15 protein-coding genes and 1 pseudogene are annotated in these 19,609 nt (G+C 60.4%); 4 read left to right on the top strand and 12 right to left on the bottom strand.

Features of this window, described 5'->3' with window-relative positions:
* Window positions 1-554 precede the first annotated feature (554 nt).
* From ACX3OZ_RS20145 to traA, 9 genes are all read right to left on the bottom strand, one after another.
* Window positions 555-1,442, bottom strand: a complete 888-nt coding sequence (locus ACX3OZ_RS20145; RefSeq protein ID WP_459105393.1) for a M15 family metallopeptidase — start codon at window positions 1,440-1,442, stop codon at window positions 555-557.
* Window positions 1,443-1,507: 65 nt separating this feature from the next.
* Window positions 1,508-4,750 carry a S41 family peptidase gene (locus ACX3OZ_RS20140; protein WP_459105392.1) on the bottom strand — a complete coding sequence of 1,081 codons (3,243 nt, stop codon included), beginning with the start codon at window positions 4,748-4,750 and terminating at the stop codon, window positions 1,508-1,510.
* 127 nt (window positions 4,751-4,877) lie between these two features.
* Window positions 4,878-6,959, bottom strand: a complete 2,082-nt coding sequence (locus tag ACX3OZ_RS20135; protein ID WP_459105391.1) for a S8 family peptidase — start codon at window positions 6,957-6,959, stop codon at window positions 4,878-4,880.
* Window positions 6,960-7,206: 247 nt separating this feature from the next.
* Window positions 7,207-8,298 (bottom strand): helix-turn-helix domain-containing protein, encoded by a 1,092-nt coding sequence (locus ACX3OZ_RS20130; protein WP_459105390.1) that lies wholly within the window; start codon window positions 8,296-8,298, stop codon window positions 7,207-7,209.
* Between the two features lie 516 nt (window positions 8,299-8,814).
* A complete protein-coding gene (locus ACX3OZ_RS20125; protein WP_459105389.1) occupies window positions 8,815-9,510 on the bottom strand; it encodes a nucleotidyl transferase AbiEii/AbiGii toxin family protein in 696 nt (231 codons plus the stop codon).
* Window positions 9,507-9,779, bottom strand: a complete 273-nt coding sequence (locus tag ACX3OZ_RS20120) for a hypothetical protein (protein ID WP_459105388.1) — start codon at window positions 9,777-9,779, stop codon at window positions 9,507-9,509. Before ACX3OZ_RS20120 ends, ACX3OZ_RS20125 begins: the two co-directional genes overlap by 4 nt.
* 173 nt (window positions 9,780-9,952) lie before the next feature.
* Window positions 9,953-11,140 (bottom strand): conjugal transfer protein TraB, encoded by a 1,188-nt coding sequence (locus ACX3OZ_RS20115; protein ID WP_459105395.1) that lies wholly within the window; start codon window positions 11,138-11,140, stop codon window positions 9,953-9,955.
* Window positions 11,094-11,627 carry a conjugative transfer signal peptidase TraF gene (gene traF, locus ACX3OZ_RS20110; protein ID WP_459105394.1) on the bottom strand — a complete coding sequence of 178 codons (534 nt, stop codon included), beginning with the start codon at window positions 11,625-11,627 and terminating at the stop codon, window positions 11,094-11,096. The genes ACX3OZ_RS20115 and traF overlap by 47 nt, the downstream gene beginning before the upstream one ends.
* Window positions 11,628-11,629: 2 nt before the next feature.
* Window positions 11,630-14,932, bottom strand: a complete 3,303-nt coding sequence (gene traA, locus ACX3OZ_RS20105) for a Ti-type conjugative transfer relaxase TraA (RefSeq protein ID WP_459105387.1) — start codon at window positions 14,930-14,932, stop codon at window positions 11,630-11,632.
* Window positions 14,933-15,176: 244 nt separating this feature from the next.
* Here traA and ACX3OZ_RS20100 point away from each other — a divergent pair, with 244 nt between their 5' ends.
* From ACX3OZ_RS20100 to ACX3OZ_RS20085, 4 genes and pseudogenes are all read left to right on the top strand, one after another.
* The gene (locus tag ACX3OZ_RS20100) at window positions 15,177-15,416 is read left to right on the top strand and encodes a TraC family protein (protein WP_459105386.1); all 240 of its coding nucleotides are present in this window, start codon (window positions 15,177-15,179) and stop codon (window positions 15,414-15,416) included.
* A 4-nt stretch (window positions 15,417-15,420) separates the two neighbouring features.
* Window positions 15,421-15,627 (top strand): annotated as a pseudogene (gene traD / locus ACX3OZ_RS20095) (conjugal transfer protein TraD); the annotation flags it as partial.
* Complete coding sequence (traG, locus tag ACX3OZ_RS20090) at window positions 15,623-17,533, top strand: Ti-type conjugative transfer system protein TraG (RefSeq protein ID WP_459105385.1); 1,911 nt, start codon at window positions 15,623-15,625, stop codon at window positions 17,531-17,533. The pseudogene traD and the gene traG, both read left to right, overlap by 5 nt.
* Before the next feature lie 246 nt (window positions 17,534-17,779).
* A complete protein-coding gene (locus ACX3OZ_RS20085; protein ID WP_459105384.1) occupies window positions 17,780-18,031 on the top strand; it encodes a WGR domain-containing protein in 252 nt (83 codons plus the stop codon).
* A gap of 73 nt (window positions 18,032-18,104) precedes the next feature.
* Here the strand turns inward: ACX3OZ_RS20085 and ACX3OZ_RS20080 are convergent, their stop codons facing one another.
* From ACX3OZ_RS20080 to ACX3OZ_RS20070, 3 genes are all read right to left on the bottom strand, one after another.
* Window positions 18,105-18,251, bottom strand: coding sequence for a hypothetical protein (locus ACX3OZ_RS20080; protein WP_459105383.1), 147 nt, complete (start codon window positions 18,249-18,251; stop codon window positions 18,105-18,107).
* Window positions 18,252-18,461: 210 nt separating this feature from the next.
* On the bottom strand, window positions 18,462-18,707 hold the full coding sequence (locus ACX3OZ_RS20075; RefSeq protein ID WP_459105382.1) for a hypothetical protein: 246 nt from the start codon (window positions 18,705-18,707) through the stop codon (window positions 18,462-18,464).
* An 85-nt stretch (window positions 18,708-18,792) separates the two neighbouring features.
* Window positions 18,793-19,104, bottom strand: coding sequence for a DUF736 domain-containing protein (locus ACX3OZ_RS20070; protein ID WP_459105381.1), 312 nt, complete (start codon window positions 19,102-19,104; stop codon window positions 18,793-18,795).
* Between the last annotated feature and the right edge of the window lie 505 nt (window positions 19,105-19,609).

Below are 19,609 nucleotides of genomic sequence, written 5' to 3'. Positions count from 1 at the left end.
TGCCCCAGTTCCTGGCATCCGCCCAACCGCACCAAAACAACAAACCCCATAGCGCAAAGCGTGCGGACCGCGGGTTCCTGCATGGGTGGCTTTGCGACGCCAAGCGGCATCCCAAACCCTTCACCATTTCGGTCGTCCGCAGTTGTGCATAGAAATCTCGAAAGCGGTCATTCGCCTCAGTCTGACAAAGCAGCCTTGCACCCCGTTCCGTTCATTAGAACACTCCTGCGATTGCCCAAGAGCTGCCATTGGCTACTTGCCTAGGCAAACGGCTAGATCGAGGAGCCTTGCTGGCTGTCGGCTTTTGGACCGCATTTGGAGATAGCGGACAGCTGCCCGGTTGGGGCGTGATCTACACCAGATCGAACGCTTGGAGGCAAAACTGCTCCAATCTGGTTGGGTCGGAACATGCCGCCAGACCTTAAACGGATGTTTAGCCTACCCTCCTCGCAAGCCCATTCTACCTCCGACTGAGTAGCGTAGTAGCCAAGGAGCAGCGCTAGGTCCGCAATGCATCGGTCACCGCGTTTTCGCCTAAGCGAAACTGAGTGTACTTATCTTGCTTCTGGCCAAGCAGCGGTGACCGGAAACTCGAAATAGGTGTCCGGGAAGGGCTCGTTGACCAGTGTGTAATGCCACCACTCTTCGTCATAACGCTTGAAACCGTGCTTCGCCATCAAGACTGCCAGTTTCTCCCGATTGGCGGCAGCATGGGGTTCAATACCTTCCGCGCCATGGTGAGCCTTTACGTCGAAGCAGTCGTAGCCTGTGCCGAAGTCGAGGATGCCGTCGGCAAAACGTTCGTTCTCGGGGAGAGTGCAATCGAGCAGTCTTTCGCCCGCGTGCCATGGTGTCGCCTGTCCCTGATCAAGGTGCCTGATAGCCAGATCCACCGTACTGCCACGGCTATGGCCCGAGTGATTGGCGATATAGCCGAGGTCGAACAGGTCTGCCTTGGCCACTCGCGGGTAAAATTCGGCCTGCATGTCCAGATCATTCATATCGCTCGCCCAGGCAGCGAAATTAGCGACGGCGCTCACGGGGCGATAGCAGTCATACAGTTTTAGACCCAGCCCCTCGGGCTCAAGATCACGCGCAACTGCCACCAGGGCCGTTGCAGCCTGCCGGGTGAGGATGCACTCACCGGCCTCGTAGCCGGCGATCGGTCTGCCGACGAAATTGTGGTTTCCATGGTAGCGAATGTCCTGCTCGATCCGTGGCGCGACTGCGCTGAGCCTGACGAAACCCATGGGGAGGTCGGCGGCGGTAGCGGGAACGGCCATAGACAGCATGGTAGCCGACAAGAGGATGAGCTTCGGACGATGGTTCTGACAAGTCAAGCGTGAGGGCATTCCGGTGTCCTGATAGGTCTTCTGGCCGCAATTCAGCACGCGCTTGGTTACGGTGTCGCCATAGGAGCTGCTACTGGTTTGGTGGCGCAAGCCACAGAAACCAGATAGGCGCCCCGGGGCGCCTATCTTTTTTTGCCTGCGATTGTCCGCCTGCCTCAGGGCAGACGGCAATCTGCATCCGCCCCGATCTCGGCCATCAGTGACGCGACAGCTGCTTCCAACTGCGGGTCGGTATTGAGACCGACATGGTTGGGGTCGAACGGCACGCTGATTTCGGGTTCGATCACGAAGTTCTCGTAATAGGTCCCGTCCAGGCGACGCCACGGCAGTACCGGGATGCCGTAAGTGAGGCCGGGCACGATCTTGCTCTCGACATAGTTCACGGCCGTGCCGGTGTTGAGGACGGTATCGCCCACCAGTTTGCCGATGGCATTGTCCTGATAGGCCTGTGGGAACACCGAGCCATCCGAATAGCCGAAGCTGTCGACCAGCACCGCGCTGGGCCAGACCCAACGATTGTTGGGTTCGGTGAGCTTGGCACCATCATCGCGGCCCATGGTTGCATAGGCAGTGCCGGTCAGCAGGGTGATCAGTTCGCGCGTCAAGTTGCCACCACCATTGGACCGCACGTCGACCAGCGCCGCCTTGGCGACACCGCGCGTGGCGCTGAGCGTGGCGAGCAGGTCCAGATAGGGACCATTGCCCATCTCAGGCACGTATTGATAGGCAATGCAGCTGTTGGACAGTCGCTGCACCATCTCACCACGGGCATTGATCAGGCGCGCATTGGCCAGCCCCAGTTCGGCCTGTTGGCTGATCGGGATCACCTGTACCTGACGCTCGGAACCCTCGCCGTCATCCTGCACTCCAACGAGCACCTGACGGCCAACATTGAGGTCAAGCAGCTTGTCGAGACCACCGGCGTCGGGAACCGGTTGGCCGTTGATCGACGTGATGATGTCACCCGCGTTAATGCCCAGGTTCTGGCGATCTAGTGGCCCGCCAGCCAACACGTCGGCGACGCGCCGCCCGGGCCCCTCATAGCCGTGGTCGAGATAAATCCCGAGCGAATCCTCATGCGTCCCCAAGCCCAGGGCAGTCCGTTCGCTGCCACTGTAGGACACAAACAGATGGGAGGCTGAAAGTTCGCCCAGCATGGCCGAGATCAGGCTGACGAGTTCGCGGTTTGATGCAACCGAAGACACATAGGCCCGGTACTTCCCGCCAATCGCGTCCCAATCACGGCCTTCGAGGCCTGCATCGTAGTAGCGATATTTGATATCGGCCCAGGCCTGCTCAAAAGCGGCGGCACGGGCCGCGTCCGCATCGCGGGTGAACAAGATATTCTGCGCGATCTCCGAAAGCTGGTCAGGCTGGCTCAGGGGAACCCGGAGCACCTTGCCTGGCAATTTGAGGTCAACAACGCCCAGCTCAGCGACGTAGCTGGCATTCTGCAATTCAGGCGCCGGAATGGTGGCAATGGTCTCGAACTCCCCGGTTGCGAGGTCGACAATGTTGAGGGCAAGCTCTTCACCGTCATAGACCAGCGCCAGCAAATGCTGTCTGTCCGAAAGCATTTCGAGCGCAATCGGTTCGTTCATTCCGGGCGCAAGGCGGGCTTCAAGATGCTTGCTGCGGAAGGTGTCCGGCGCGTAAGTGTCGGCGATGATAGCGTTTTCCTCAGTCAGGTCGGAGCCGGAACGGTCTCCTTCCACGATGTCGAGGAAATCCTGCCGGGCCTTTTCGGACAGGAAGATACGATAGAGATCCGTGTCTCGCGCATGCAGTTGCGCATCGCGGGTACCATAGAGCGTAGTGGAGCCAACAAGCTGCGTGCCGTCCAGCGACCAGACATAATTGTGAAGGTCCGGCACATTGCCAATCTGGCGTGGCCTTGCGCTGCCATCGGCAGGCACGATGGCGACGTGGCGCAATTCGGTGGCGTCGATGGTGTTCCAGTCGACGGCCAGTTCCTTCGAATTGGGCGACCAGGAGAACCATAGATGGCCATCGACATAGGTCGAGTTGTAATCGCCCTCGCCGAACAGCTGGGTGACCATACCCGTCGCCAGATCGAGCACACGTACTTCGCGACGATCAGCGATAAAGGCGATCTTGCTGCCATCAGGAGAGAATTGCGGGTCCATGGCATTGCCATCTTCCGGGACGACCAGAGGCCGCTCCTGGTAGCTGATGGCCAGCCCGCTTTCGGTTTCTTCCGATTTGAGGTCAACCGCATAGAGGCCCCATTGGTGGTCGCGCTGTGCGGCATAGACCAGCAATGAACCATCGGGGGAGAAGATGGCGCTACGTTCCTCGCCGGGAGTATCGGTGACCCGGCGGTAATTGCCCTCGGTATCGGCAAGGAACACATCGGTATTGGCGATATGGGCAAACAGCTCTCCATCAGGGGAGCTGGCAAATCCCTGCGAGGACTCGGCGTAGAGATTGAGCCGGTTGGACGCGTGCTGCTCGAGAGTCAGTATCTCGATTGGCGCTGCGGCTTCGGCGTCGGCCGCCTTGACATAGATCCGTCCGAGATAGGTATAGGCGATGGTGCCGTCCTGGGCCACGGATAGATCACGCACCGCGTCGTCAGTATAGTTGGTCAGCTGAATCTCTGACCCGCTGGCCAGATCGAGCTGCCAGACATTAAGCCAGCCGGATGCTTCGGAAAGATAGGTGAGCTGGGCGCCGTCGGCGCTCCAAACCGGATTGAGCCGGTCGAAACCATCGACGGGAAAGACCCGCTCGTGCTCGCCGGACGCGGCGTCGTAAATCCACAACTGGCGCGCATTGGCCGCGACCCGGAACTGCCGCTCTTTCGGGTCGCTCGACGGATCGTAGGAGTAGACCAGCTTGGTCTGATCCTTGTTCCAGCGCGCCTCATGGGCCTGGTTTGGCAGCACCAGGCTTTCACGGCCATTCTCCAGATTGACCGCGTAGAGCTGGGGTATCCGGCTCAGGGCGCCCTGCACGCTGCGTTCGGCATCGCCAAGGCGCAGGGCCTCAAACAGCACGCTTTGCCCGTCGGGCGAAAAGCTGGTCGGCATTTCAGCAGCTGACGAGAAGGTCAGGCGCTCGAGCGTACCGGAGAAATCGGTGACATAGACGTCGTCATCGCCGCCAATATCGGAGGCAAAGGCGAGCCGTTCGGAATCGGCAGACCATACCGGATGGTGGCTATAGGCCAACTGGCTCGAAATCGGTACGGCCAGGCCGCCATCGGCGGGAACCACGAAAATCTGCCCCCGGTGGGTAAAGCTGACTGTCTCGCCATCAGGCGATATGGTCGCAAAGCGCAACCAACGCGGCGCCTCTCCGGTCGGCTCCGCCAGCGCCGGCATAATGCCGGCCATCAGTGCCAGGAGCGAAGCTGCCCCAACTCGCTTCAACATGAATTCCTCCAATATGCTCGCTACGCGCAAAAAATCCGCAGCGACTGAATAATGATGCCACGACTCCATCGAGCGCTGGCTACTTCAACATCGCGTCCATCATGCCTTGGACCAGACCAGTCCAGAACTAGAACTGCCCCTGGAATCCAATGCTGACGGCGTGGGCGGAAGCGGAGCGCTGGAGAGAGCCGTCATAGGCGGCGAACCAGGTATCACCGTTCGCCGTCGTGAGATCGAGCTTGGCACCTAGCTTAAGAACATCGCGCCCCAACTCCACGCTCTGACCGGTGATGGTCCGACCAAGCAGGTCCGTGGCGACGGCATAATCATTCTCTCCAGCGACCCTCGCATAGCCGATGTCGCCGGTGAGGCGCAGGCTATGGCCGCCTTCGAGGTTAAACGGCGCGGATTGAATACGCAGGCCGGGGCCCGCTTCCATCCGGGCGAATTTGCCACCCGCAATGTCTAGGCCGAATATGCCGGCGCCAATTTCGCTGGCGGCCTGAATGGCCTGCACTTGTGCAGCCAGCGCCAGATAGGGCGAGACAGTGAAGTCATCATTCAGCCTGAAATGGTGGCCGACCTCGAAGGATGCGCCGAGCCCGATGCCGGATGCGCTGGAGCGCCCCACCGGGGCAAAGCTGATGCCCGATGCGCCCGAAATGTCCCGACGCTCGATCCCCTGTTCGAACAGGGAGACCTGTCCGGTGCCGTTGACGAACCAGTTGTCGCGGCTCCAGGTGCCATAGGCGCCCAGATGGAAGGCATTGGCCGAACCGCCATCATTGTTCGAGGTCAGGGCCGTGTGGGAGTAGCCTAGCGCCAGCCCGAACTGGACCTCTTTGTCGTGGACGAGGTCAACGCCGGCAAGGACCCCGCCAATCGTGCTGGCGGCCGACGCGGCGCCGTCGGAAATCGAAGCGGTGCCATAGACCGGCGCGAGCCAGAGGATAGGACCTGCCGGTTCCTGCAATACCGCGCCAAAGGGAGTCGGCGTGGCATCGGCTGTGGGCATGTAGCCAAGCGGCACAATATCGCCTCTGGCACCACGCAGACCCAATGGCTGACCCATCTGGTTGCGCAGGACGCGGTCAACGGCATTGAAAGCATTGGCGCGCGCCCAGCCCGCATTGGAAAAGACCGAGGCGGTCGCGGGGGCAATGGTGGCCGCCATGTTGGCAACACTCAGTAGACCCCAGCCGTAATTGTCGTCGATGCCCGGTGCGCCGATGTCCTTTGAAGTCTGTAAGAGCAACTGTGCAATTTGGGCGCCGGAGGCATTGGGGAACATTTCCGCGCCGATGGCGAAGGCGCCGGTCACGTGCGGCGTCGCCATAGACGTGCCGTGGAGCCACCCATATTCATAGCTCACCATGGAGGAAAAAATCTGGTCCTCGGCGGGGGCGACGCCCGAGCCGCCCGGCGCGGCCATGCACCACTGCCTGGCAAGACCACAGGGCTGTGCGTAAGAGCCGTAGTCGCCTGTCGGCCCCACTGCAGTCACAGCAATCCAGTGCGTGGTCAGTTCGGGAAAAAAGGCAGGGAGGCCGGCCAAGATGCCTGGCTGCAGCGTGTGGCGGATACCGCCTGCGCCGTAGTCGAGGACGCGATCATTGCCCGTGGCAAAAATCTGCACCACGTCGGACTGGGCCAGCGCGCTAAACGAGCTGAGCATGTTGGGGAAGTTGATCTGGACATGGTTGGCGTCAACATCGGTGACGGTGATGCCGCGGTGCTTATTCAACGCTGCGTCGAAGCCAGTGACGCCCCAGGAATTATTGATGGCGCGAACGCCATTGCCAGCCACCCAATAATAACCATTGGCGACGTTGTCGATGGGGACGCCGGCGATCACCCAGTTCACGTTGTAGATGTCGGCACCCGGCGCGACGCCGACCCGTCGCCCCGCAATGGTGCCGGTCACATGGGTGCCGTGGTCATGCGTGGGGTTCAGCACGTAGGGCGTGCCGTCGATATTCATCCCGCCCAACCAGCGATCCGCATATTCCGTATGTAGCGGGTCGGCGGATTGATCCATCACGCCAATGATGACGCCATTTCCGCGATACCCGAGTTCCCATGCCTTGTCGGCACCTACCATGGACAGGCCCCACAACCGGCTGTCGATCTGGGCATGAGCTGCGGATATCGGCAGGCTTGCGGTCAGCGCAACGGCAAGCATGGCTGTGTGGATGATTGGTTTACTCATTCTGGGCCCACAATAGAAAAGTTCACAGAGACTTTGAGCTGCCACGACGCTGGTCGCAGTGTGGTTGCCAAGGGGCTCAGTGATGTAGTCGGCCGCAACTGGCCTGCCGCAGAATTATCCTACGGCACGCCAGGTCAAGAAAATACGTCAGAAGCTGTTGAAATCGCTCAATAATCTCATAATCAGCGGAGATATTGTTCCTGGCGTCTCACATATGATTTGGAGAAAGCAGCGCTTGCGGCCCCAGCTACTTCATGGCCGCAAGCCAACGGCTCCAATCGTGTTCTTCATCCATGCTGGTCTCGCCAACCCGTGCTTCCTCGACCAACGCGCGGTAGGCCCGGGGCGTCACGCCAAAGCACTGACGGAAAGACTTGGTGAAGGCGGAGTGGCTGACAAACCCCCATACTTCTGCAATCTCACCGACGCTATGGTGGCGCTGGGTTGGACTGACCAGGTCGAGCCGCACTCGATGCAGGCGACGAAGGCGCAGGTAGGAAGCAAAGCCGCCCACCGGCTCCATGATGCGATACAGAGTGGCGCGCGAGATCGAGAACCTTCGGGCTACCACTACGCTCGACAAGGTCAGGTCGTGCAGCCAGTCCTCGATATACCTTTTGACAGCGAGCAGCGTAGCTGTCCTGACTTGTTCAGCCTGATCTTCAGTTACCAGTCCATTGAGAGCAGCAGCAGCAAGCGCAATAGTCGCTCCCTGCACAGATTCTATCTGCGCGATCGTCATGTGGGGCGCCGCTCGATAAAGCGCTTCGAGGTGGGCCCGCACCAGCCCGGTAAGCGGTTGGGTTGCCTCATGACGTCGGCCGCCGTGAGCATCTGGCGCAGCGAGCAAGGGCGCCAAGAGGCGCCGGGGTATGCCCAAATCAATGCTGCTATACCGTGTCGACGCGGTGGCGATCGGCTGCGTCATGTCAACGGTGAGTAGATCGCCTTTACGCAGGATCACGTCTCTGCCGTGCGCTGTCGCCCGACGCTGGCCTGACGTGTAGAACTGAAACGCATAGTAATCGATGCCGTCCTCGGCGATACGGGCCATTTCTCTCGCGGTCGACTGTGCTGAGCTGCCCACGGTACCAAAGACCAGATCGCCTCCATTGTACAAATCAACCACGGCACAAAAAGCTTCGTCTTCTACGGAAAGGATGTCCCAAACCGGTGTCGCGGCGTCGCTCCAATGTCTAATTCTGGCGCGCTCTGGGAGCCGGCGAGTGTCAAAATGAGACCGCGAAATCAATGTCACGCCAGCCGCCTCAGGACACATGATAAGTCCAACAATTGGTGCATCGATCCAATCGCCTACACTCCTCGACAGCATGGACATTGCATCAAATTTCCCACAGCCGGTATTGAGGCGCTTTGGGCGCGAACGTTCATGACGTGTATACGAGGCCACTTAATAGTGCGTTGAAATCCCCGGTCGGCGCGCGCCCGGTGTGCGTTCCAGATGTATTATATCTCATCCTTGTCCCTGCAATTGCAATGGCTTGGCTACCATGAAAGTCCGGTGCAATTCCCGAAAGTCGGACCATGCAATCAGCCACACGCGATGCCCGCTATTCGTCAATATATCCACCAATTGCAGCGCATCCGCTGTCGGCCCCCGTACTGGTCACGTGGCGAATGTCGGATTTAGGTCAGCTCCCATCCAGAAGCTGACTGTCAGGAAACCACCCCCGTTTCGACGTTCAGCCGGCGAATTCAAATGGCTTTGGAGAACCGACTAAGGATGCCTGAACGGCAAAAATGTAGCGCAAAGCCGCCGCGTGAGCGCCGGCTCCATAATGTTAATTATTCGAACAATCTATATGCATCGTTTATATTAATACGAACAATGGGCTTATTCAAGCCCCGCGACCGCCACCACCTCTTCCAATAGACGCTCTACGATAGAGCTGCATTCCGGGACAAGCGGCCGATACGCCGGCATAATCATCAACTGATCGATAGTGGACGCTACGAACTCAGGGTTCAGGCTGCGGAGCCGATCGAGGGTGTTTTTGGTATGAACCGGGTATTTGGCAAGCGCCGCGACTATTTCGGCGCGATACGTTAGCGAACCGGCGGCGATATCGAATATGTCACGGGCTTTAGCCTCGCCGCCACGATGATAGATTTTCTTGGTGATGATCTCGGCGACGGTTTCCAGCTTTGTCACGCGGCCTTCAATCTCCTGGTCCGTAAACGGATTGGAGCTGAGCGGACCCGCTGCGATGAAGTCGATCTCACCCAGATCGGCGAACGCGAACTTTTGAAACCGCGCACCATCGCCACCATATTCAGAAGGCATGACCGACAAAATCAGGTCAGTCTTGGCTGGATCAAGAAATCCCAGCATTTGTGCATCATCGAAAAACAAATCGATATCGTGGCTTTCCCGATGCTCGATCTGAAGCATCATTGCCGTTCCACCGCCAAACGACCATTGGAACTCATAGCCGCCGAGCTGGACCTTCACCTGATCCAATAGCTCTACGGCCACGCCAAACAACTTCCGCCACTCGGACGGCCGCTGATTGTGAGGTTTGGAAATCATGCTGCGAGTTTATAGCTCTCGCCGCTCCAGGCGGAAAAAGTAGAAGCGAACACCTTGAGATCGCCCAACGAAATATGGTGCTCATCGGCAAATTCTATCTGGGATTCGATCGGCACTTCGCCCAGAAAGGACGACACCTGTCCAGAATACTGCTTCGCTAGATCGATATTGGTGAGGCACAAAGCAAGCTCCACCCCATCCAGCTGACTGCTGTAGGGTGCATTCACGGTCGTCAAAACAGAAACCAGATGCTTGCTCATAATGGCCATAAGATAGTGAATTCATGCCTCTGGCACAAGTTCCCGCTATGCAAGGTTCTCCAGCCCACAAAGACCACTGCCAGGCGGAGGCCCAGTTCGGGCCGTCCCTGACCCGCGGCGGAGGGAAGTCTGGATACTCGCCCAGTGTCTTCGCACCGGAAACGTCCGATAGAAGCCTCAGATTAATGGTTGAACGACATAACGAGCGGCAGGCCGAAAAGGCTTGTCCAGGCAATCGCACTGGCCTGCTGGATCGATACAATCGAGGTGGAGCCTGTCCACCATCCATTGCCTGTTGCGATCATGAGATCGGCGTCAAGCATTACCGAATGCAGCACCGGCCAAACCAGCAACTGTTCGTAGCAGAGCAGCACGGCCAGCCGCAGGCCATCGAGCTCGACCACGGCGTTTCCAAAGAAATCCGCATTGGCGCCATCGGAAGTCCAGGGCTGCCACATCGAAACCGGCACGGGCATGCGCTGGCGGTAGAGTACGGCTGAGCCCTCTGCCGCGACCGAGACCATGAGGTTGTCGTACCCCGTTTCCGTCAGGATCACCGCGCCGCCAACAACGGTCACGTCGAGATCCGCAAGCCCCCGCCGCCACAGAGCCTCGTTGGTCGGGGTCCAAATGCCAAAGGCACTCTCAGGCAGCACAACGACTTCTGCACCGTCGGCCGCGGCTTCCCGAACCAATGCCATCGTCGAAAGTTGCTGGCCGTAATCGGCATATTGATCCCGCCCCGAAACGAAGCTCGTGTCGATCCCTCGCCAACTGGCCGGCGACGCGGGATCTGTCCACGTAACTGCAGAAAAAAGCGCGAGTGCGCCGATGATGACAATAGCAGACCACCGAAACCTGGTGGTGGAAACCATCAACAGGACGATGGCCGCACCCAAACCCCACCAACCCCATCCTGGAAATATGATGCCAGCGGCGGTGACGGGATTGGCCCACCCCAAAATTCCGAGTGGCGGCACCGACATCAGCACATTGGCGAGAAAGTAGTTGCGCGCTTGCCCCCACTCCCCTCGCCTCGACCAGCAGACAGCATGGACGCTGACAAAGGCCAGCGACGCGCCCGCCCATAGCGATAAACCCAGGAGAATGTCGCTGTCAAAGAAGGTGGAAACGCCTTGGGGCAGGCCTCGAGAAGCACCAAGAAAATAGGCGCCGGCAATGAGTGCCGCGCTGAAACGCGACCTCGCCAAACTCCACACGGCCGGGAATATCATGGCCAAAGGCAAGGTCCATGGATCCCCGCTCCAGCCGACAATACCTATTGCCGTGGCTCCCAGCGTCAGAACCAGGAGCCGACCCGGACTATTGCGCCATGACCGCAACGGGATTGGCCAGACCGAGAATGCCATCGTCCGGGAGCGGCCCGAAATAGCGCGAGTCATAGGAGCCTCCGAAGGCGGAATGCAGAAAAACAGAGTTGGGAGGAACACGGCCACCTGAAAAGGCGAGCAGCGGCCCGCCAACGGCATCCACTGAACGGACGGTCGAACTCGGCAAGATAGCGCCGTCGATGCTGACGGCCGTTTCGATTTTGATGTCCTGCCCCGCAACCGCGACAACGGTTTTGATCAACGGCCCGGTCCCGCCGGGACAGAGCCCCTTTGGCAGGTAGCCCCTATTGACGGCCAGCGTGAATGCTGGAGTCTCTGGTGGACAGATGAAGACCAGATCGCCCCTCATCACCCCTCGATCGAGAGGTTCGATCCGCCAGAGCCCGCGGGGATAGCTGGGCGTGAGGTTGAGGCGCAGTCCCCCCCAGAAGCCCGCAACGAACAGGGAGATGACAATGCCGGCGCCGATAACCAGAATGCCGGCGGCTACCTTTTGTTGCCGCATCGTCACAATCCTCGCGTCACGGTGCGCTGTCGTTCGAGCGCCTGCCGTTCCCGCACGGCCTGCTCAGTCTTTTCATGCGCCGCCAGCTTCTGCCCGGCCCGCAGGGTCAACCAGGCGCTGGCTAGTTTTTCGCGCTCGTTGGGCTTGAGGCCTGCTGCCATGGCATTAAAGGCTGGGCCGTCAGCTCGATTGGCATTGATCCCCAGGAATGCTCGATCCCCGAAGCGCTCGGCAATGGCGGCATTGAACCCATCAAGCTCGGCTTTGACCATTTTGTTCGCCAAGGCGAATCCGAGCGCCGATGGCAGGTCGTTGCGGTCGATCGCGTCGCGGACCTTTTCCAGGATTGCCGCTGCTTCTTGCGACAGGGACGGAATGTCCACGCGAACACGAGCGCGCGACTTTTCCTCCTCCGCTTCGATCCGAGTCGTCGCGTTTGCCCGCAAGCGCAGATAGCGCTCAATCTCGACCCGCAGAGCTGAACCGTTCCTCTCGGCGTTCGAGCGATCGGCTTTCTCCAGTCGCGACGCCAGCAGTCCGGATTTGCCCTTTAGGACGCCAAACACGGCCGGCCCTTGTTCGAGCTTATCCAGGACCGACTGGCGATGCGCCGGATCGGCAATCACCGCATCGAACTTCATAGCGGTCAACGCTGCTGAAGGATCGACGAAAGTGTTGCGGAAGCGGTCGGAGACTTCCTCCCATTGGCGCTTGGAGGCAGGATCGGCGAGTACCCGCTCCTCAACGACATCGCTGATGGTTCTGGCGAAACTGCCAATGCCTGGGATCATCGGTTCACTCCTGAGGGTGGTCGCAGACGAAGTGGCATTGATAACGCCGATACGCGCGCCGACCGCGACAAGCCGAGCAGCTAGATCGGTCAGCCGCGCCGTCTGACGAAGGGCCCAGCGGCGGCGATCGGCGACCAGGGTTCGGGCGACCCGAATGGCATGCAGACCGCGCGTGGTGGCGTATCGAAGTGCGGCGGAATAGAGCTGGCCCTGGTCGTAATCCAGGGTCGTTTCCTTGGCATTGCGCTGCGCAAGGATTTTGACCAGACCGCCAACCTTGTCGAATGAGCGACGGCCATAGTAGAGCGCGACGTCCTCGCGGTGGCGCGTCATGGCGACATAGGTCAGATGCTTGTCCAGCGACAGTGTCGCCAGCACTTTCACCCGATCCACGGTTGCCCCCTGGCTCTTGTGGATGGTGGTGGCATAGCCATGATCGATATTGCGATAGAAGCGCTGTTCCACCTCGACCCGGCGGCGGCTGCCACTGGGACCATCACCAATTTCGACGACGAGCTGCCCCTTGCTGGCCTCGATGACACGGGCGATCATGCCATTCTTGACCCCCAGCGATCCCTCATTCTTGAGGAAAACGACCTGCTCGCCAGCAGCAAAAAGCCGTTCACCATCCTCGGTCCGGAAGGTTTGCCCGGGCGTGATCAGTCCCCGCTCGATGAGCTTGCCGCGTGCCAGATCGTTCAATGCGCGGACATCCTGGCGGAGATGGGCTAGGATCAATGTCGACTTGGTCGGATCGTAGTCACGATTCCAGTCGTCAATCAGGCTAGTGACAGCCTCAGCCTTGAGCGCCGAACCCAAGACCCTGCCCTGTTCCGTGTAGCGCGTTATGGCCTCGGCAACATTGCCCCGCGCAAAATCCAGCGATGCGTCCCGCATCCATTGCCGTTTCTGCCGATAGATGTTTTCCAGTTCCGCGTAGCCGACGCGATCGGCCAGGGCGCGGAAGGCCGCACCGGCTTCGATGGGCTGCAACTGCTCGGGATCGCCGACCAGCACGAGTTTCGCACCGGCGGCTGCGACCACACCGACAAACTCTGCCATCTGCCGGGAGGACACCATGCCGGCTTCGTCCAGTACGAACACCGTGCGTTCGTCGAGCAGATCCCGCCCCTTGCCCCAGCGCAACTGCCAGGAGGCCAAGGTGCGGCTGTCGATCCCCGCTTCCTTGTCCAGTCCTTCCGCGGCCTTCCCTGCGAGCGCGGCGCCGACGACACGGTAACCCGCTGCCTCCCAGGCTTCGCGCGCAGCCGTCATCATCGTGGTCTTTCCGGCACCGGCGCGACCGACCACGGCGGCAATCCGTTCGCGCCCGGTCACGTGCTCGATCGCGGATCGCTGTTCGTCCGAGAGCCGGACATGCCTCTCAAAGATCGACCGGACAATCTGCCGCTCGACCCCAAAGCCCCTGCTCTCGGCCATGCGGATTGCAGAAACGGCCATTTCCGCCTCGATGCGGATCAGGGCACGCGTGGTGTTGCGAGATCGCAAGATTTCACCGGTGTCGAGATCGATCCGTTCGTGCTCGAGCCGTACGATCTCCGGATCCTGTAGAATCCGTGTCATGATGCCGGCGAAGGTTCCCGCATCGTCGATGTAACGATGCACGAGCTTTGCCAGGTCACGCTCATCGAAGACGCTGCGCTCCCGGCTGACCATGTACAGAACGATGGCTGGATTGCGCTCGATCTTGCGGGCGGACTTCAGGCGTTGCGCTTCGAACAGTCTGAGGCGGTCGAGTTCGGCGTCGCGCCCCTCGCACTCGGCCTGCCGCTGGATCGCTTTGGCGGCAACACCGATATGGATGGTCGGTTCGATGTCGATTCCGCGTTCCGCATAAGAGCGGCCATCAACTCGGACATCGTGGCCATTGAGCGCGAGATGGTGGTTCTGACAATTGTACCAGGCCTGGCGAATGGCCAGGAAGTCATCCTTGTCGCCGGCCCAGAGCTGATAGACGATCTGCCCGGATCTGGTGCGCACCACCGCGCCATTCTCACCAATCACCGGAACCTTCTTGGCGCCAAATCCGTCCTCGGTCAGCGGTCGTAGAGTGGTCATCAGATGCACATGGGGATTGCCCGGGACGTCGTGATAGACCCAGTCCGCCACGATGCCGCGCGCCAGAATTTGTTCCGCCACAAACTGGCGCATCAGCGCGATGTTCTGTCCGGTCGTCAGTTCGACCGGCAGGGCAAGAATGAACTCTTTGGCCAGTTGTGCATCAGGGCGCTTCTCGAAATTCTCGACCCTGTTCCAGAACGCCTCGGCCGCACTGGCCACCGAACGCTCAGCGATCATCTGCCGCGCCCAGGCGGGAGCATCCGGGGGAAGCAGGAATTCTTCATGCACCATGCCCGGCTTGCGCGAATAGTCGATCACCCTGCCCTCGCCCTCGTGCTCCATGCGCGCGCAATGTCGATAAGCAGCGGCAGCGACAGCGCTGCGACCGGAACCGCGGCTGATGAGTTGGGGAGTGAAGTGGGTGATGGCCAATCGAAACAGTTTCCAGAGTGAGAGCTCGGACGCTCACCCAGAACCGTTTCTTGCCTTCCGGCGGAGCCCGCACGTTGCATGGCAACGTATTACTGCGCCCTTGGAGCCGTTCTGTCTGAACGGCGGGATAATCGCAAAAAGTGTCGGCGCTGCCGACTTCGGTTTCCCGAAGCTGCGCTTCGGGCGCGTTGCGACCATGATCGCTCAGCCTTCAGAGGCAGACCAATCATCGGAGTGACGCATAATGGCAAAACCTTCGGCGCGCCTGCGCGATGAAATCGCCAGGCTTCAGGAACAGCTCAAGCAAGCAGAAACACGAGAGGCTGAGCGTATCGGGCGCGTGGCGCTCAAAGCCGGCCTTGGCGACATAGAGGTTGCCGACGCCGATCTCTTGAAGGGCTTCGAGGAACTGGCCGCGCGGTTTCGGAAGGGGGCGAAGGCGCCCACGTCTGGCGCGCCTGCGGGCGGATCTACGGCAGACTGAGCGAATGATGCGAAATGCAAGGGCCGAGGACCGCAAGAAGGACACGAGAGAGAAGATCCAACTGGGCGGCCTGATCGCCAAGGCCGGGCTCCGTTACGAGAAACGGGCACTGCTTCTTGGCCTGCTGATCGATGCAAGGCGCCGCTTAGCCGGCGATACAGCGGAGCGTGCGCGTCTGCTGGCTATTGGAGAGGAAATCTTCCGCAATGATCGCCAAGAAGCTGACGCTGCTGATCATGCCGATGCTGTCGATGACGGCAGCGGTGTGGACGCTGACGGGGATCGAGCAGTGGACGGCGCGACTGGGAACAACCCCTGTCGCCCGCATGGTTCTGGGTCAGATCGGCATTGCTCTGCCCTACACGCTGGCCGCCGGTATCGGGATTGTTTTCTCGATTGGATCGGCTGGCTCGCCGTCGATCCGTTACGCCGGCTGGGGCGTGGCTGGAGGCGGCGCGATCGTCGCGTTGATCGCGACAGCACGCGAAACAATCCGGCTTTCTGGCTTCATTGATCGGGTGCCACAGGGCACGCCTCTGAGCTATGCCGATCCGGCCACCCTTATCGGTGCGCTGATCGCACTCGGCGTGGGATTGTTTGGCCTGCGCATTGTTCTGCGTGGCAACATGGCCTTTGCCGGCAACGCGCCAAAACGGATCTTTGGGGTACGTGCCGTTCATGGTGCCTCGAACTGGATGACGCAGGCAGAAACGGCAAATCTCTTTCCCGACGCTGGTGGTATCGTCATCGGCGAACGCTATCGGGTCGATAAGGACGTGATTGCCGAACGCGCCTTCCGGGCCAGCGACAGAGAGAGCTGGGGAGCGGGAGGAAAGAGCACCCTCCTCTGCTTCGACTGCGCGTTCGGTTCCACCCATGGTATCGTCTTTGCCGGATCAGGTGGCTTCAAGACCACGTCGGTCACCATCCCGACGGCACTCAAATGGGGCCATGGTCTGGTTGTGCTGGACCCTTCCAACGAGGTGGCACCGATGGTGAGCCGGCATCGCCGGGCAGCGCGACGAACAGTGGTTGCACTCGATCCGGTCAATCCCACAATCGGGTTTAATGCCCTCGACTGGATTGGCCGTTTCGGCGGTAGCAAGGAGGAGGATATAGCCGCCGTTGCTTCCTGGATCATCACCGAGGCGCCTCGCGCGGGCTCGGCCCGGGACGACTTCTTCCGGGGCGCGGCGCTGCAACTGCTCACGGCCCTCATCGCGGACGTGTGTCTGTCCGGACATACGGAAGCCGCGGATCAAACCCTGCGTCGTGTGCGGGCCAACCTCGCCGAGCCGGAGCCAAAACTGCGTCAGCGCCTGCAGGCGATCTACGACAATTCGGGCTCGGTGTTCGTCAAGGAGAACGTCGCGCCGTTTATCAACATGACGCCGGAGACCTTCTCGGGCGTCTACGCCTCGGCCGCCAAGGAAACCCACTGGCTGAGCTACGAGAACTATGCCGCGCTCGTGTCAGGCGATGCATTTACAACCGATGACCTGGCCGCCGGCACCACGGACATATTCATCAATCTCGATCTCAAGACTCTGGAAAACCATCCGGGGCTGGCCCGAGTGATCATTGGCGCCTTGATGAATGCCATCTACAACCGCAACGGCCAAATCGAAGGTCGCACTCTGTTCCTGCTCGATGAAGTCGCGCGCCTCGGCTTCATGCGAATTCTCGAGACCGCGCGTGATGCCGGCCGAAAATATGGCATCACTCTGCTGTTGCTCTTCCAGTCGATCGGCCAGATGCGGGAAGCCTATGGTGGCCGGGACGCCACCAGCAAGTGGTTCGAGAGCGCGTCCTGGATGTCATTCGCCGCGATCAATGATCCCGAGACGGCAGACTACATCTCGAAACGGTGCGGCGACACGACCGTCGAAGTCAGCCAGGTCAGCACCAGTGCAAAATCCTCCGGAACGTCTCGCACCCGATCCAAACAATTGTCCCGACGACCACTCATCCTGCCGCACGAAGTTTTGCAGATGCGCGCCGACGAGCAGATCGTTTTCACCGCAGGCAATAGACCTATCCGGTGCGGTCGCGCGATCTGGTTCCGTCGCAAGGACATGAGCGGGCGGGTCGAGACAAACCGGTTCGACAGAAGCTGAAGACGAATGCTCGCCTTCGGCGTTGCCGTTTACCACAGGGCGCCGGCCGTCCCTTCGGCGCTGTATGGGATGCGCGTTCCGGCCTCTGCCATGCTGCGCGGATATCCGCTTCGGCCCTACCGGGCTGGAAAACGGCAAGAAAAGGGGGCTCATGACGGTGCACCCATAACCAAGGTGAATCGCTACTCGCCTGGCGATTCAAAACTCTGATTGGACGACGATTCAGCCACCGTCCAGAATCGCTCAATGACCGAAGAACCCCGGGACACCTACCTGCGCCGCATCGATCCGAGCCGGAACATGGCACGCTACTATGCGCTATCAATCCAACCCACCCTGTTCGGCGGCAGTTCGGTGGTGCGGGAATGGGGACGGATCGGAACCAGGGGGCAATGCAAGGTCGAGCTTTTCGACGACGTCGAGCATGCCGAGCGGATCAGAGATAGGATCGAGCGTTCGAAGCGGCGCCGAGGCTATTGCGAAGTCGGATCGCCCTAGGCATCGGCAATCGGTCGATGCTGAATTCGACGGCAATGAAAATCGAAGCGTGAACAGACCAAAAAGAAGGGGTTTATGCCCCCTCCTCGGATACCAGCGCTTCATCGCGTTGCCGGATGAGTTCGGTAAGCTCGGCGTCCAGCACCAGGCGTTCTTCGGGCGTGAACAGGCAGTGTCGCAGCTCGGCGCGCAGTTCTTCGATGATGTCGATGATGGTCATGACCGTCTCTCCTTGTCGTTGACGGCAAGGGCGGACGCGCGTGCGCGGACCGGGGCAAGGCTCGCTCTTGCGACCGGCAGAGCCGGCGGACGGAGGAACCGAAATGCGCAGCATTTTGGAGGGGCCGTTCGGGCTTGCGGCGGGCCGAGGAGCCGTAGGCTGGGCCGCAACAGAGAGGAGAACCGCGAGCCCGGCCAGGGGTCGCGTCCGTCAGAGGGATCGAAGATCCGGCCCTGAAGCTGGTGGGCCATCAGGCAGCGGCGGCTCACCCATCTCCGCCTCAATGCCCAGGGCCTTGAGGCGGGCTCGATCGTCGATGTCTACAATCGCGTCGTCGTCGGACAGGAAGCTAAAGCCACCGTTCCATATCTCGCCGAGGTGCGGACATGTTCCGGCGGGCCACACCGCGATGTCGTCGGATGCAGGGCGTGTGATGGCGGGGCCAATTTCGGTCATGTGCCTGGATCCTGGTGATGCCGGTGGTTGTTGCCTGACCTGGCTGAAGCCCCGCCTTGCGGCGGGGCCCCTGCGATCGGTGCGATCAGTCCCGGTTCGGCCGCGACCAGATGAGCTGGAGGCTTTCCTCGCCCTCCACCTCGATCAGGGTGGCGTAGATCGGGGCGGGGAAGCTGGGATCGTCCAGCTTGATCGAGAGGTAGTCGCGCTCGGTCTCCTTGGAGACCTTCTGCCAGGCCGCACCCAGCTCGGCGGCGCCCGAGAAGATGCGGAAGTGAGGGCCTTTGTCGGAGGGGTTTTCGACGCGTTCGAGACGGGCCTTGACGTTGAGGGTGAGGGTCTTGATCGAACCGGTGAAGCCGTTGGCGGTGGTGGTGAAGGTGCCGATGGTTGCCATTTGTCGCATTCCTTTGGTTTCTCGGGCCGCGACCATCGCGACCTCGATGGCGGTCGACAGACCGGAGGCGTTCGACCCGCACCCAAAGGGCCGAAATGCAATGGAGGGCGGCCGGGAAAGGCTTTCTTGCCCCGCGAGGAATGACGGCGCAGCCGGCAGGGGATGAAAGTCGAGACCGGTTGTTGCGGGGATAAGAGCGAGATCGAGCGCAGCGAGTTCGGCCTTCGGTCAGACCAGCCACATCGAGGACGCGAATGGACGTGCCCGTCGCAGGAACAACCGGAATGCAGACAGGCGACCCCATGTCGGAAACGCCTTGCCACCATCGGCAGCGCGCGGTCAGATGATCGCTAAACCCTTCCGCTTGTCTGGTACCGACTGTGTCAACGGCGGAGTAAAATCCGGCCATTAGGCGGAGCAAGACCAGGCCACCTTTGGCGCGCGCATGAGACCGCCGGGAGGGCATAGCCCGAGCGGGGGTCTCATGTGCGCGTGCGATTTTTGA

This window comes from Devosia sp. A369, assembly GCF_054489345.1.
The sequence above is the reverse complement of the archived record's forward strand: the minus strand, read 5'-3'. Positions and strand labels throughout refer to the sequence as shown.

Bases quoted from the DNA above. Each gene is read 5' to 3' on its own strand.
- ACX3OZ_RS20125 (WP_459105389.1), bottom strand. From the start codon at position 9,510: ATGATTTCCAAACCTCACAATCAGCGGCCGTCCGAGTGGCGGAAGTTG.
- ACX3OZ_RS20100 (WP_459105386.1), top strand. From the start codon at position 15,177: ATGGCAAAACCTTCGGCGCGCCTGCGCGATGAAATCGCCAGGCTTCAG.
- ACX3OZ_RS20140 (WP_459105392.1), bottom strand. From the start codon at position 4,750: ATGTTGAAGCGAGTTGGGGCAGCTTCGCTCCTGGCACTGATGGCCGGC.
- traF (WP_459105394.1), bottom strand. From the start codon at position 11,627: ATGCGGCAACAAAAGGTAGCCGCCGGCATTCTGGTTATCGGCGCCGGC.
- ACX3OZ_RS20135 (WP_459105391.1), bottom strand. From the start codon at position 6,959: ATGAGTAAACCAATCATCCACACAGCCATGCTTGCCGTTGCGCTGACC.
- ACX3OZ_RS20080 (WP_459105383.1), bottom strand. From the start codon at position 18,251: ATGACCATCATCGACATCATCGAAGAACTGCGCGCCGAGCTGCGACAC.
- ACX3OZ_RS20120 (WP_459105388.1), bottom strand. From the start codon at position 9,779: ATGGCCATTATGAGCAAGCATCTGGTTTCTGTTTTGACGACCGTGAAT.
- traG (WP_459105385.1), top strand. From the start codon at position 15,623: ATGATCGCCAAGAAGCTGACGCTGCTGATCATGCCGATGCTGTCGATG.
- ACX3OZ_RS20085 (WP_459105384.1), top strand. From the start codon at position 17,780: ATGACCGAAGAACCCCGGGACACCTACCTGCGCCGCATCGATCCGAGC.
- ACX3OZ_RS20115 (WP_459105395.1), bottom strand. From the start codon at position 11,140: ATGGCATTCTCGGTCTGGCCAATCCCGTTGCGGTCATGGCGCAATAGT.
- ACX3OZ_RS20130 (WP_459105390.1), bottom strand. From the start codon at position 8,298: ATGTCCATGCTGTCGAGGAGTGTAGGCGATTGGATCGATGCACCAATT.
- ACX3OZ_RS20075 (WP_459105382.1), bottom strand. From the start codon at position 18,707: ATGACCGAAATTGGCCCCGCCATCACACGCCCTGCATCCGACGACATC.
- ACX3OZ_RS20070 (WP_459105381.1), bottom strand. From the start codon at position 19,104: ATGGCAACCATCGGCACCTTCACCACCACCGCCAACGGCTTCACCGGT.